This window comes from Massilia sp. Root418 (genome assembly GCF_001425265.1).
GTDB lineage: Bacteria > Pseudomonadota > Gammaproteobacteria > Burkholderiales > Burkholderiaceae_D > Rugamonas.
The window spans coordinates 1,054,474-1,067,673 of record NZ_LMEC01000020.1 but is presented as its reverse complement, the minus strand read 5'-3'; the positions used below and the strand labels follow the sequence as shown (position 1 = coordinate 1,067,673).

Annotated in this window: 13 protein-coding genes and 2 pseudogenes; 9 read left to right on the top strand and 6 right to left on the bottom strand. The window is 68.5% G+C overall.

Features of this window, described 5'->3' with window-relative positions; all coding sequences use genetic code 11:
- Positions 1–6 precede the first annotated feature (6 nt).
- Genes ASC94_RS17035 through ASC94_RS17025 form a run of 3 tightly spaced genes read left to right on the top strand, consistent with a single transcriptional unit; the run spans position 7 to position 1,265 of the window.
- On the top strand, positions 7–420 hold the full coding sequence (locus tag ASC94_RS17035) for a DUF1810 domain-containing protein (protein WP_056397205.1): 414 nt from the start codon (positions 7–9) through the stop codon (positions 418–420).
- Between the two features lie 33 nt (positions 421–453).
- Positions 454–834, top strand: coding sequence for a glutaredoxin (locus tag ASC94_RS17030; RefSeq protein ID WP_056397202.1), 381 nt, complete (start codon positions 454–456; stop codon positions 832–834).
- 2 nt (positions 835–836) lie between these two features.
- Complete coding sequence (locus ASC94_RS17025) at positions 837–1,265, top strand: PPC domain-containing DNA-binding protein (protein ID WP_056398094.1); 429 nt, start codon at positions 837–839, stop codon at positions 1,263–1,265.
- 45 nt (positions 1,266–1,310) lie between these two features.
- On the opposite strand, the gene blaOXA (ASC94_RS34345) is transcribed toward ASC94_RS17025, so the two are convergent.
- The 3 genes and pseudogenes from blaOXA (ASC94_RS34345) to ASC94_RS17015 form a co-directional block, all read right to left on the bottom strand.
- Complete coding sequence (gene blaOXA, locus ASC94_RS34345) at positions 1,311–2,117, bottom strand: class D beta-lactamase (protein ID WP_373888121.1); 807 nt, start codon at positions 2,115–2,117, stop codon at positions 1,311–1,313.
- An 87-nt stretch (positions 2,118–2,204) separates the two neighbouring features.
- Positions 2,205–3,140: pseudogene (locus ASC94_RS34340) on the bottom strand (M56 family metallopeptidase); the annotation flags it as partial.
- On the bottom strand, positions 3,137–3,580 hold the full coding sequence (locus ASC94_RS17015; protein WP_082616596.1) for a BlaI/MecI/CopY family transcriptional regulator: 444 nt from the start codon (positions 3,578–3,580) through the stop codon (positions 3,137–3,139). The pseudogene ASC94_RS34340 and the gene ASC94_RS17015, both read right to left, overlap by 4 nt.
- 120 nt (positions 3,581–3,700) lie before the next feature.
- On the opposite strand from ASC94_RS17015, the pseudogene blaOXA (ASC94_RS34335) reads away from it, so the two are divergent.
- Together blaOXA (ASC94_RS34335) and ampC are read left to right on the top strand one after the other, a co-directional pair.
- Positions 3,701–4,471 (top strand): annotated as a pseudogene (blaOXA, locus tag ASC94_RS34335) (class D beta-lactamase); the annotation flags it as partial.
- A 6-nt stretch (positions 4,472–4,477) separates the two neighbouring features.
- Entirely contained in the window at positions 4,478–5,578 is a 1,101-nt protein-coding gene (gene ampC / locus ASC94_RS34330) for a class C beta-lactamase (protein ID WP_373888120.1), read from the top strand.
- On the opposite strand, the gene ASC94_RS17005 is transcribed toward ampC, so the two are convergent.
- Entirely contained in the window at positions 5,575–6,141 is a 567-nt protein-coding gene (locus ASC94_RS17005; RefSeq protein WP_056397194.1) for a DinB family protein, read from the bottom strand. The genes ampC and ASC94_RS17005 overlap by 4 nt on opposite strands.
- A complete protein-coding gene (locus ASC94_RS17000) occupies positions 6,138–6,386 on the bottom strand; it encodes a DUF3820 family protein (RefSeq protein ID WP_056397191.1) in 249 nt (82 codons plus the stop codon). The genes ASC94_RS17005 and ASC94_RS17000 overlap by 4 nt, the downstream gene beginning before the upstream one ends.
- A 98-nt stretch (positions 6,387–6,484) precedes the next feature.
- Between ASC94_RS17000 and ASC94_RS16995 the strand changes: the two genes are divergently transcribed.
- The gene (locus tag ASC94_RS16995) at positions 6,485–7,714 is read left to right on the top strand and encodes an MFS transporter (protein WP_056397187.1); all 1,230 of its coding nucleotides are present in this window, start codon (positions 6,485–6,487) and stop codon (positions 7,712–7,714) included.
- Positions 7,715–7,773: 59 nt separating this feature from the next.
- Here ASC94_RS16995 and dgt read toward each other — a convergent pair whose 3' ends face one another.
- Positions 7,774–8,985, bottom strand: coding sequence for a dGTP triphosphohydrolase (gene dgt, locus ASC94_RS16990; protein ID WP_056397184.1), 1,212 nt, complete (start codon positions 8,983–8,985; stop codon positions 7,774–7,776).
- A gap of 100 nt (positions 8,986–9,085) precedes the next feature.
- Between dgt and ASC94_RS16985 the strand changes: the two genes are divergently transcribed.
- The 3 genes from ASC94_RS16985 to ASC94_RS16975 all read left to right on the top strand — a co-directional run bounded on the left by ASC94_RS16985 (position 9,086) and on the right by ASC94_RS16975 (position 13,025).
- Positions 9,086–10,555: a sodium:solute symporter gene (locus tag ASC94_RS16985; protein ID WP_056397181.1), complete on the top strand. Its 1,470-nt coding sequence runs from the start codon at positions 9,086–9,088 to the stop codon at positions 10,553–10,555.
- 92 nt (positions 10,556–10,647) lie between these two features.
- On the top strand, positions 10,648–12,519 hold the full coding sequence (gene sppA / locus ASC94_RS16980) for a signal peptide peptidase SppA (RefSeq protein ID WP_056397178.1): 1,872 nt from the start codon (positions 10,648–10,650) through the stop codon (positions 12,517–12,519).
- The gene (locus ASC94_RS16975) at positions 12,516–13,025 is read left to right on the top strand and encodes a GNAT family N-acetyltransferase (protein WP_056397176.1); all 510 of its coding nucleotides are present in this window, start codon (positions 12,516–12,518) and stop codon (positions 13,023–13,025) included. The genes sppA and ASC94_RS16975 overlap by 4 nt, the downstream gene beginning before the upstream one ends.
- Positions 13,026–13,200: the final 175 nt, after the last annotated feature.

The window sequence follows — 13,200 nt, the reverse complement described above, 5'->3', positions numbered from 1 at the left end:
GTGGCCATGTGGGATCTTGAACGCTTTGTGACGGCGCAGGAGCCGGTCTACGAGACCGTGCTGGCCGAGCTGCACGCGGGCCGCAAACTCAGCCACTGGATGTGGTTCATCTTCCCCCAGCTGGCCGGGCTGGGGCGCAGCGACATGGCGCACCGCTACGCGCTGTCCGGGCTGGCCGAAACGCGGGCTTATCTGGACCACCCGCTGCTCGGCGGCCGCTTGCGCGAGTGCTGCGCACTGGTGCTGGCGGCCGGCCAGGGCGTGAGCGCGCACGCCATTTTCGGTTCGCCGGACGACATCAAGTTCCGCTCCTGCATGACGCTGTTTGCCGAGGCGGCGCCGGCCGAGCCGCTGTTCCCGGCCTGCCTGAAACGCTTTTTCGCCGGCGAGCCGGATACGGAGACGCTGGCGCTGCTGTAATATCGCGCCATCTGCAACGACAATGGAAGCGCCATGAGCCGTCCCGTACTGGAAGAAACCCGACTTCATCCCGCCATCCGCAGCAAGATCGCGGGCAACCACGCCGACACCGTGCAGGAAGTGCAGGCCGCCGTCGCCGCCAACAAGGTGGTGGTGGTCGGCATGGCGATGAATCCCTTTCCGCGCAAGGCGCGCGCGCTGCTCGATGCGCAGGGCGCACCGTATGCCTACCTGGAGTACGGCAGCTACCTGAGCCAGTGGCGCCGGCGCACCGCGCTGAAAATGTGGAGCGGCTGGCCGACGCTGCCGATGGTGTTCATCAACGGCACGCTGGTGGGCGGCTTCCAGGACTTGAAGAAGCTGGTCGACAGCGGCGAGTTCACCGCGCTGGTGGCGCCCAAGCTGCCGGCATGACGCTGCAGGCGCATCCGCTGCGGCTGGGGCCGGGCGCGGACTTGCGCGCGGCCATCGTGGCGGCCGTGGCGGAGGCGGCCGCCGGTGCTGGCGGGGGCGCCGGCGCGGGCGCCGCTTTCGTGCTGCAGGGGATAGGCAGCCTGAGCGTGGCGCAGCTGCGCTACGCGGGCATGCCGGCGGCCACCGAGCTGCGCGGCGACCTGGAGATCCTGACTCTGGCCGGCTCGGTGTCGCCGGACGGGGCGCATTTGCACATGTCGGTATCGGACGCGCAGGGCCGCGTGTCCGGCGGCCACGTGGCGGCCGGCTGCGTGGTGCGCACCACGGCGGAACTGCTGCTGGCGCTGCTGCCCGGCCATGCGTTCAGCCGCGAGGCCGATCCGTTTTCTGGCTACCAGGAACTGGTGGTGCGGGCGCTGCCGCCGGCCTGATCGGAAGCCGGCCAGCGCGGCAGCGGGCTGCCGGCCGCGGGGGCGCTACAGCGCGTCCAGCCGCGCTGGCAGCTCGCGCAGCAGCGCCTCGCGTGCGCGTGCGCCGCCCATGGCCACTTCCTGCCTGGCGTCCAGCACCAGGCGGGCGAACACCACCGTCCGCTGGCCTTTGCTGGCCCATCCCACATACCAGCCGTACTGCCGCGTGCCGTCCTCGCTGCCATCGGGCAGCAGCGCCGAGGCGGTGCCGGTCTTGCCGTGCACTTCCCAGCCGTTGGCCAGCGTCTGCCGCGGCATGATGCTTTCGGTCATGGCGTACGCGTGCGCCGACAGCGGCAGTTCGCGCCTGGCCACCTTGCGCAGGAATGCCACCTGTTCCAGCGGCGAAATGCGCAGGCTGGAGCCGACCCAGGACTGGGTCAGGCCGTTGTCCTGCCCCGGCTCGCCGGCCAGGTCCTGGTTGCCGTAGCCGAAGCGCTGCACGTATTGCTGGAAGCGCGCGGCGCCCAGCTGGCGCGTCACTTGCTGGGCATACCACAGCACCGAGTTCTGCAGCCAGCCGGCAGGGTCGGTGGCGGCGCGCCAGGACGGGATGTAGGCGGGGTAGCCGGCCTTGAACGGCAGCACGGGCGCGTGCTGGTCGCGCAGGATGCCGCTGTCGTAGCCCATCAGGGCCACCACGATGTTGAAGGTGGAGGCGGGCGTAACGCGCTCGTCGCAATGGCCTTCGCGCGCCGGCGCCTGGCCGCTGGCGGCGTCGGCCAGTACGGTGCAGCTGAACGGCGCCTGCGAGGCAGCCGGCGCGATGCGCCAGGCCAGCGCCGGCTGCAGGGCGAGGCTGGCGGCGAACACGCCGGCCAGGCCGGCCAGCGCAAGCAGGCGGGCGGCGCGCGCGCGGCGGCCCTGGGCGCGCGCCGGTTCGCGGATCAGCGCGATGCGCGAGGCCAGCGTGCTGGCGCAGACGCCGCCGAAGGCCAGCGCGGTCTTGGGCGCGCCGTGCTGCAGGCGCAGCTGCGCCACCAGCGCTGCCGCGTAGGCCTTGCGCTGGGCCGGCGGGCGGCCGCGCAGCACGTCGCGGTCGCAGCCCAGTTCCTGGGCCCAGGACAGGCTGCCGCGCAGCAAACGCATGAAGGGGTTGAACCAGAGCAGCGTCTGCAGCGCGATGCCCACGCTCATCCATTGCAGGTCGCGGCGGCGCCAGTGCGTCAGTTCGTGTTCGACGATCAGTTGCTGCTGGGCCGGGTCGAAGCTGCGCAGGTGGCGCGGCAGCAGCAGGCGCGGCTGGAACAGTCCGAACAGCATGGGGGAAATCGGGGCGTCCACTTCGATGACGGCCGGGGTGCGCACGGGCCGGCCGGCGGCGGGCGCGGCTGCGGCTGCGGCTGCGGAGGCGGAGGCGGAGGGCGGGGCGGGCAGGTGCTGGCCGCTGGCGGCCAGGCCGTTGAGGATGCGCCGCGCGCGCAGCAGCTGGAAGACGGCGTAGCCCAGGCCCAGCAGGTAGGCCAGCAGCCAGGCCTGGGCGGCGTGCGTGAGCCAGGCGGCGGGACGGGTGCCCGCTTCGGCCAGGGCGTCCTGCCCGGCGGCGGCTGGCTGCGCGGCCTGGCCGCCGCTTGCGGCGGGGCGGACCTGGGCGGCGTCCGGCAGGTCGATGGGCGGCACCAGGCGCAGGCGTTCGCTGTGCGGCAGCAGGATCACGAGGAAGGCCGCCACCACGGTGGCCTGGCCGAGCAGCCAGGTCGAGCGCTGCAGGGCCACGCCGGGCAGGCGGCGGCACAGCGCCGTCAGCGCCCACACGCCGAGGCCGGCCGCCAGGCAGCCGGCGCTGGCCAGCAGGAAGCGCAGCAGCCATGCGTCGAGCGGGGCGGTGCCGCTCATGCCGCGCCCGGCCGGCCGGCGGCGTCCGGCCGGTCCGGCCCGTCCGGCCCGTCCGGCCCGTCCGGCGCGTCGGCGTCGTCCGGCCACTCGTTCAGCAGTTGCTCCATGCGGACCAGTTCGGCCTCGTCCACCAGCTTGCTGCCGGTGAACATGCTGGCCGGCAGCGGCGTGTCGATCTCCATCACGCGCTTGCCGAAGTCGTGCGCGAAGGCGGCCAGGGTGCCCACTTTTTCCAGCGCGGCCTCGTAGACCTGCACGCCGTGGCGCGTGTGCTGGCGCAGGGAGCCCTTGTCCAGCATGCGTTCCAGGGTCTTGCGGGTGGAGGAGTACGACCAGCCCAGCTCGGGTTCAACCTGGTCGTGGATTTCGCGCGCGCTCAGCGGCTGCTGCTTCCACAGCGCCTTGAGCACGGACAGTTCGGAGATAGAGGGGATGGCCATGGCGCTATTGTGCTACGGTCTGCGACCAATGTCACCAAAAATAAAATGTTTGACACGGATGTGACCAATGTCGCATGATGGTCATGTTTGTCGCATTCCGCGACGTTTGAGAGGAGTAGCATGACATTTCGCATGATCGCCATGGCAGCGCTGGGCTGCGTGGCTGGCCTGGCCGGCGTCCCGGCGCACGGCGCTGAAATCTGCACGGCGATTGCCGACGCCGCCACCGGCAAGGTCTTGATGCAGCGCGGCGACTGCCAGCGCCAGGTGACGCCCGCGTCCACCTTCAAGATCCCGCTCAGCCTGATGGGCTACGATGCCGGCTTTTTGACCGACGAGCACGCGCCGCAGCTGCCGTTCCGCCGGGGCGATCCGGACTGGCGTCCCAGCTGGCGCAGCGCCACCGATCCGGCCAAGTGGATGAGCGAGTCGGTGGTGTGGTATTCGCAGCGCATCACGGTGGCGCTGGGCCAGGCGCGCTTTGCCGCCTACACCCGGCGTTTCGAGTACGGCAATGCCGATGTGGCGGGCGATGCGCGCAACGACGGCCTGACCGCGTCCTGGCTGGGCTCGTCGTTGCGCATTTCGCCGCTGGGCCAGCTGTCCTTCCTGGGCCGGGTGGTGAACCGCCAGCTGGGCGTGAGCGAAAAGGCGTATGAGATGACCGCGCGCCTCACGCGCTACGGCCAGCCGGTGGAGGGCTGGAGCGTGAACGGCAAGACCGGCAGCGGTTCCGGCTTCGGCTGGTACGTGGGCTGGGCCGAGAAGGGCGGGCGCAAGTATGTGTTTGCGCGCCTGATCGAGAAGGAGCAGGGCGAGCCGCAGGATGTCCCGGCCGGCGTGCTGGCGCGCGACGGCCTGGTGGCCGAGTTTCCCGCGCTGGCCAATGCCATCGAGGTGGACCAGGCGTTCAAGCCGCTGCTGGAAAAGCATGGGCTGCCCGGCATGGCGGTGGCGCTGAGCGTGAACGGCAAGCATTATTTCTACAACTACGGCGTGGCATCGCAGGAGACCGGGCAGCCGGTCAGCGAGGCCACCCTGTTCGAGCTCGGCTCGGTGAGCAAGACGTTCACGGTGACCCTGGCGGCGTATGCGCAGGCGCAGGGCAGGCTGGCCTTGACCGATCCGGTCAGCCGCCACCTGCCGGCCCTGCGCGGCAGCGTGTTCGACCGCGTCAGCCTGGTGCACCTGGGCACCCACACGGCGGGCGACTTCCCGCTGCAGTTGCCGCAGGAGATCACGACCCATGCGCAGCTGATGGCGTATTACAAGGGCTGGCAGCCCGGTCACGCGCCGGGCTCGCACCGCACCTATTCCAACCCGGGCATCGGCCTGCTGTCCCTGGCCACCGCCGCCAGCCTGGGCGTGCCTTACGCGGATGCGGTGGAGCAGACCCTGTTCCCGGCGCTGGGCCTGGCGCACAGCTACCTCCGCGTGCCGGCCGGGCAGATGGCGCAGTACGCGCAGGGCTACAACAGCAAGGGCGCGCCGGTGCGCATGAACCCGGGCGTGCTGGCCGAGGAGGCGTATGGCGTGAAGAGCACCACGCGCGACCTGATCCGCTTCGTGGACGCTAACATGGGCCTGCTGCCGCTGGAGGACAAGCTGGCGCGCGCGGTGGCGGCCACGCACACCGGCTATTTCAAGACCGGCGCCATGACGCAGGACCTGGTCTGGGAGCAGTATCCGGGCCATGCCGGGCTGGATCAGCTGCTGGTGAGCACGGCCGAGAAGGTGGTGTTCGAGCCGAATCCGGCCACGGAAATCACGCCGCCGCTGCCGCCGCAGGCGGACGCCTGGCTGCACAAGACCGGCTCGACCGGCGGCTTTAGCGCTTATGTGCTGTTCAATCCGGCGCGCAAGGCGGGCATCGTGATGCTGTCGAACCGCAGTTTTTCGGGCGCGCAGCGCGTGAGCGCGGGGTTCGAGGTGCTGAGCAGGGTGGCGCCGGCCGGGCCCGCTGTGGCCCCTGCCGCGCAATCCGCCGCCGCCAACTAAGCGTTGGGCAGCAGCGCCAGCAGGTCCGTCACGCCCACGTCCACGCCGGCCTGCGACAGCAGGGTGGTGGCCTGGCCGCGGTGGTGGGTCTGGTGGTTGAAGAAGTGCGTCAGCACGCCGTCCACCGGCTTGGTGTTGCGTTCACCGTTCATGCGCGTGAAGTGCAGCACGGCGTCGAGGTCGGCGTCGGCCAGGGCGGCGGTCCAGGCGGCAATCACGCCGTCCAGCCAGGCGCGGTGCTCGGCCATGGGCGCCAGCGCGGCGAACAGCGGCATGTCCAGGCTGGACGGCATGGCCAGCGCGCGCAGCGGCGCCAGCGCGGCAAAGGCGGCCGGCGACAGGGCCGGCGTGGTGCCGCCGTCGGCCGCGAAGCGCTTGAGCCAGATGGTGTCGGCCACCAGCAGGTGGTTGAGCGTGCCGAGCAGGGAGCCGAAATACGCGCCGCGCTCGCGCGCCGCTTCGCCGGCCGGCAGCGCAGCGGCGGCCTGGTACAGTTTCTGGTTCATCCAGCTGTTGTAGTCGGACAGCAGCTGGAAGTGGCGGGTGCGGCTGGAAGAACTCATCGGGGCTTTCTCTGGGTGGGGTAGCGCGGCGCGGGACGCAAGGGGTCCAGCAGGCTGCGCAGGTTGTTATGGTCGAGCTCGTACATCAGGGCCAGCAGGGCGCCGAGCTGGCCGGCGGGGAATCCTTCGCGGGCGAACCAGCCCAGATAATGGCCGGGCAGGTCGGCCAGCACGCGGCCTTGGTATTTCCCGTAGGGCATTTCATAGCGCAGCAGCTGCGCCAGGGCGTCGGAGTCCAGGTTCATTGTTGATCTCAATTCAAATATCTTCTGCCCGGCGCCATCTTTTTCGAAACAATGAATGCGCCGATACTGCACGGCATCTACTTTACAGGAGTTATGCCATGCCTATTGCCTTGCTGGCGCTGACCATCAGCGCGTTTGCCATCGGGACCACCGAGTTTGTCATTGTCGGCCTGCTGCCCACCATTGCCGCCGACCTGGGCGTGGACCTGCCCTCGGCAGGCTTGCTGGTGAGCTTGTACGCGCTGGGCGTGGCGGTGGGCGCGCCGGTGCTCACCGCGCTGACCGGCAAGCTGCCGCGCAAGACCCTGCTGCTGTCGCTGATGGTGCTGTTCACCGCCGGTAACCTGATGGCCTGGCTGGCGCCCGGTTATGCCTCTTTGGTGCTGGCGCGGGTGCTCACCGGCCTGGCGCACGGCGTATTTTTCTCGATCGGCTCGACCATCGCGACTTCGCTGGTGCCCAGGGACAAGGCGGCGTCGGCGATTGCCATCATGTTTACCGGCCTGACGGTGGCGCTGGTGACCGGCGTGCCGCTGGGCACCTTCATCGGCCAGCACTTCGGCTGGCGCGCCACCTTCCTGGCCGTGTCGGCGCTGGGCGTGCTGGCCTTTGCCGGCAGCCTGCTGTTCGTGCCCAAGTCCATCCAGCACGGCGCGCCGGCCTCGCTGATGCAGCAACTGCGGGTGCTGGGGCAGCCGCGGCTGCTGCTGGTGTACGCCATGACAGCGGTCGGCTATGGCGGCTCCTTCATCGCCTTCACCTATCTGGCGCCGATTTTGCAGGGCGTGGCGGGCTTTGGCGAGAACGCGGTGGGCCTGGTGATGCTGGTGTATGGCGTCTCCGTTGCGGTGGGCAATATCTGGGGCGGCAGGCTGGCCGACCGGCGCGGCCCGGTGCGCGCGCTGAAGATCATTTTCGCCGGCCTGGCCGCCGTGCTGCTGGCGCTGACCTTCACTGCCGCCCATCCCTTGCTGGTGGTGGCGACCGTGCTGCTGTGGGGCGCGGTGGCCTTCGGCAACGTGGCGGGCTTGCAGGTGTACGTGGTGCAGCAGGCGGAACATTATGCGCCGCGCGCGGTGGACGTGGCGTCCGGCCTGAACATTGCGGCCTTCAACCTGGGCATCGCGGGCGGCGCCTGGGGCGGCGGCCTGATCGTCGCGCACCTGGGCCTGGTGCACACGGGCTGGATCGGCGCGCTGGTGGTGCTGGGCGCGCTGGGCCTGACCGCGCTCAGCGGCCGCCTGGACCGCCTGCACCCCCGCGCCGTGGACGCCGGGGCGCCGCGTGATGCACGCGCGGCGCGCACGGCGCGCGCGGCGGCGCACTAGGTCGCGCTGCCGCGCTGCCGGGCTGCCGGGCTGCCGGGCTGCCGGGCTGCCGGGCTGCGTCAGCCGCGCCGGTAAATGGCGTCCAGGCTGCCGGGGCCGAAGTAGCGCTGGTATTCCTGGGCCGCGTAGGAGTCCATCATGCCGGCGATGTAGTCGATCACCAGGCGCTCGCGGCTGTCCTTCAGGCAGCGCAGCTCGGGCGGCAGCAGGATGTTGTCCTTGTTGTATTGCTTGTCGGTCAGCACTTCGAACAGGCCGCGGATGATTTTCTCGCCGCGCTTTTCGTACAGCTGCACGTCCTTCTTGCGCAATATCGCTTTCCACAGCAGGCTTTTCAGGCCCTTGGCCAGCAGCTCGGCGCTGCGGTAGCCCAGCTGGCCGTCCACCACGGCCAGGTCGCGGCACAGGGTGTGCACGATCTCGGACGTGAGTTCCTTGCGCAGCACGATGGAGTATTCCTCGGACGAGGCTTGCTGCTCGCATTTGAGCGCTTCGTTGTGGGCGCGCTCGGCGATGGCGGAAAACAGCGGGTAGGCGCCCGCGTAGGCGGCGCTGATCTTGAACTCGTGCGCGATCTCGCCCACGGTGATGATGCCGAAGCTGAGCGCGTCCTCCACGTCGTGCGCGGCGTAGGCGATCTCGTCGGACAGGTCCATGATCTGCGCGTCGATGCTCTTGCGCGCCGTGATGCCGTGGCGGGCCAGCTCGGCCGACAGGAAGGCGTGGTCCTCGTCGTACAGGAATTTGCGCGGGTTGGCGCGGCGGGTGTGGAAGTATTTGGTGATGCCGAACAGGGTGCGCACCGTCAGGTTCAGGCCGGCGTAGCCGTAGTGGCGCTTTTCCAAGGTGCGCAGGATGCGGAACGCCTGCGCATTGCCTTCGAAGCCGCCGTGTTCGCTGCACAGGCCGTCCAGGATTTTCTCGCCGTAGTGGCCGAACGGCGGGTTGCCGATGTCGTGCGCCAGCGCGCAGGTTTCCGACACCACGCTGCGCTCCAGCCCCATGTCGGCGGCGATCGAGCGCGCGATCTGCGCCACTTCCAGGCTGTGCGTGAGGCGGTTGCGGTTGGACTGGTTGGCGTCCACCCCCAGCAGCTGCATCTTGCCCTGCAGGCGGCGGAAGGAGGCCGCATACAGCACCCGCGCGTAATCGCGCATGGCATCTTCGCGGCCGTCGCTGCGGCTGTCCTGCTGCTGGTGCACGCGGTATTCCAGGGGCCGGACCAGGGCTTCCTGTTCCCGGGCGTAGGCGATCGTTTCTGCTGAGTACATGCGATAACTCTGGGTGATGGAGGGGCAAAGGGATTCTAGACCAGGGCGCGCCGGATCGGGTGTATATTGCTGGCGAAATATTTTTCCGATCGGACTGCCCATGTCGCCCCTTGCCCTGTTTAGTGTCGTGCTTGCGTATTTTGCCTTGCTGCTGGGCGTGGCCTGGCTGACCGCGCGCAACGCCAACAACGACAGTTTTTTCATCGGCAACAAGAACAGCAACTGGATGCTGGTGGCCTTCGGCATGGTGGGCACCACCCTGAGCGGGGTGACCTTCATCAGCGTGCCTGGGGCGGTGGGGCGCGACGGCTTCGGCTACCTGCAGATCGTGCTGGGCTACACGCTGGGCTATCTCGCGGTGGCCTTCGTGCTGCTGCCGCTGTACTACCGGCTCAGGCTGACCTCGATCTACCACTACCTGGACGTGCGCCTGGGCCGCCGTGCCTACCAGAGCGGGGCGGCGTTCTTCATCCTGTCGCGCACCCTGGGCGCCACCGCGCGCCTGTATCTGGTGGTCAACATCCTGCAGGCCACCATCCTCGACAGCCTGGGCGTGCCGTTCTGGGCCACCAGCGTGGTGATCCTGCTGATGATACTGCTCTACACCTACGAGGGCGGCGTGAAGACCATCGTCTGGACCGACACCCTGCAGACCACCGGCATGCTGCTGGGCCTGGTGGTCTGCGTGGCCTGGCTGCTGCAGCAGATGGACCTGGGCCTGCTCGACAGCCTGGCGGCCATGCGCGGGCACGGCCTGGCGCGGGTCCTGACGCTGGACGTGGACAGCCCCGCCTACTTCTGGAAGCAGGTCGCCGCCGGCATGGCCATCACCATTGCCATGACCGGCATGGACCAGGAGATGATGCAGAAGAATATCTCGGTGAGCACGCTGGGCAATTCGCAGAAGAACATGGTGGCGCTGACCGTGATCCTGGTGGGCGTGCTCACGCTGTTCCTGTTCCTGGGCGGACTGCTGCACCTGTACGCGCCGCTGGCCGGGGTGAGCGCGGCCGGCGACAAGCTGTTCCCGGCCGTGGTGATGGGCCACATGCCGGCCGCCATCCAGCTGATTTTCTTTATCGCGCTGGTGTCGGCGCTGTTCCCCAGCGCGGACGGCGCCATCACCGCGCTGACGTCCTCGTTCTGCATCGACATCCTGGGCCTGCAGCGCCGGCCCGGGCTGGACGAGCGCGCCCGCACCCGGCTGCGCCACCGCGTGCACCTGGGCTTTTGCGCGCTGTTCCTGGCGCTGGTGATGGTGTTCAAGTGGATCGACAGCGCCAGCATGATAGGCGTGATCCTGAAGCTGGCCGGCTACACCTACGGGCCGCTGCTGGGCCTGTTCGCCTTCGGCATCCTCACGCGGCGCACCGTGCGCGACCGCTGGGTGCCGCTGGTGGTGCTGGCCGGGCCGCTGCTGTGCTGGCTGGTCGACCGCAACCAGGCCTGGCTGTTCGGCAGCTACCAGCTGGGCCTGGAGCTGCTGATCGTCAACGGCCTGCTGGTGATGGGCGGCCTGTTCCTGATCTCGGCGCCGGCGCGGGCCGGCCGGGCGCTGCCGGCGTCCTAAGGCGTCCTAAGGGCGTCGTAAGCATTTTCATGGGCAAAACCGGCCGATTTCGCTTACAGTGTTGTCAGATTTAAATTATTCAAGGAGCATCCATGTCACGATCTATTGTTTCCCGCATAGGCAGCGGTCTCGGCTATATCTGGCGCGCGCTGGACTTCGGCCGCCGCGCCATTTTGAACCTGCTGTTCCTGATCGTGCTGGTCATCATCGCCATCGCCTTCTTCGGCGGCGGCCCCAAGCCGCTCGGCGCCAAGACCATGCTGGTGCTGGACCTGAAGGGCGAGCTGGTGGAGCAGGGCAGCGCCGGCGTGCGCGACGCGGTGAAAGCCAACCTGATGGGCGGCGAAGTGCGCCGCACGGTGCAGCTGCGCGATGTGCGCAACGTGCTCGACACAGCCGCCAAGGACCCGCAGATCGCCGGCGCCGTGCTGCTGATGGACGAGCTGGAAGGCGGCGGCCAGGCCAGCCTGCGCGAAGTGGCCGGCGCCATCGAGCGCTTCAAGGCCAGCGGCAAGAAAGTGGTGGCCTGGGGTTCGAGCTACAGCCAGCGCCAGTACCTGGTGGCGTCGCATGCCAGCGAAGTGTATGTGCACCCCATGGGCGCGGTGCTGCTGGAAGGCTTCGGCCGCCACCGCAACTACTACCGCGACGCGCTCGACAAGATCGGCGTGACGGTGAACCTGCTCAAGGTGGGCACCTACAAGAGCTTCGCCGAGCCGTATATCGCCAACGGCCCGTCCGAGGCGGCCACCGAGGCCGAGGCTTATTTGAACAATGCGCTGTGGTCCAGCTACACCGATGAAGTGGAGAAGGCGCGCAAGCTGCCGCAGGGCCACATCATGAAGAACATCAACGCGCTGCCGGAACTGGTGGCGGCGGCCAATGGCGACCTGGCCAAGGTGACGCTGGACGCCAAGCTGGTGGACGGCCTGAAGACGCGCGACGAGATCCGCAAGCTGATGATGGAGCGCGGCGAGAAGGATGCGCAGGGCAAGTCCTTCCGCCAGGTGAGCTATGAGGACTATCTGTCGCGCGTGCATCCGAAGGTGCTGGGCGACGCGGTGGGCGTTGTGATGGCGGTGGGCGACATCAGCGACGGCGTGGCGCCGGCCGGCTCCATCGGCGGCCTGTCGACCTCCAACCTGATCCGCATGGCGCGCGAGGACGACAGCATCAAGGCCATTGTGCTGCGCGTGAATTCGCCGGGCGGCAGCGCCTTCGGCTCGGAGCTGATCCGCCGCGAGCTGGAGCTGACGCGCGCGGCCGGCAAGCCGGTGGTGGTGTCCATGGGCGACGTGGCCGCGTCGGGCGGGTACTGGATTTCGATGGCGTCGGACGAGGTGATCGCCGAGCCGAACACCATTACCGGCTCCATCGGCGTGTTCGCGCTGCTGCCGCGCGCGGACAAGGTGATCGACAAGCTGGGCATCCATACGGCCGGCGTGACCACCACCTGGCTGGCCGACGCGGCCAACCCCTTGCGTCCATTGGATCCGCGCTTCGGCCAGATCATCCAGGGCAGTATCAACCACATTTATTCGGAGTTCACCACCAAGGCTGCTGCGGCGCGCAAGACCACGCCGGAGAAGATCAACGAGGTGGCGCAGGGCCGCGTGTGGACCGGCGTGCAGGCCAAGGAGCGCGGCCTGGTTGACCGCGTTGGCACGTACGGCGACGCGCTGAAGTCGGCCGCCGACCGCGCCAAACTGGGCAGCGATTACCGCGTGGCCTACATCGAGCGGGAAGTGTCGAAGTTTGACCGCCTCATCGGGTTCTTCGGCGGCTCGGCGGCGCATGCGGCGGCGCAGGCTGTTGCGCCTTACGTCAAGGCCACGCTGGCGCCGACCGGCATGCCGCTGGGCGCAGCGGCTGAAGCTGCGCAGGAATTGAGCTGGCTGTCGGAGGTGGCGGACAAGCGCAAGCCGTTCACGGCGGTCACTCATTGCTTGTGCGAGTCGCCTTGACGGAGGCGGTGCCGGCGGCGCTGCCTTCGCGGTTTTCCCTGCGGCCGCTGGCGCTGCGCGAACTGGCCGATTTGGCGGCCTCGCGCGTCCCGGCGGGCATGGATGGGCGCGCGCAGCCGGGCGCTTTGCCGCCTGCGTTTGTGGCGCAGCGCGCGCTGGACCGTATTGCGCAGGGCGGCTCGGCGTTTTGGTGCGCGACCTTTCTGGTTGTGCGGGAGGATGGCGAGCTTGTGGGCGGTTGCGGTTTCAAGGGCGAGCCAGCGGATGGCCACGTGGAAGCCGCTTACGGCATCGCGCCGGTGCATCGCCGGCAGGGCGCTGCGGCCGGTGCGGTGCGGGCCTTGCTGGACCTGGCGTTTGCCAACGGCGTGCGCGAGGTGCTTGCCGAAATTCTTCCCGAGAACGGGGCATCCATTGCCGTCGTCCGCAAACTGGGCTTCCGCTTTGACGGGATCCGCATCGATGCGGACGGCGATACCGTGGGCATGTGGGTGGCCTGTTGCTGATTCGGCTCCCTGCAGGACAGCGTACTGAAATTGGTACTGAAATCTCCTGAAAGGTACTGAAATCTACTGAAATCACCCTGGAAATCTTACTGAACCAAAGCCGCTTGTTGAGGTCTAACTGCTGTGATGTTTCAGTACCTTTCAGTAGATTTCAGTACTTTTCAGGAGGGATTTC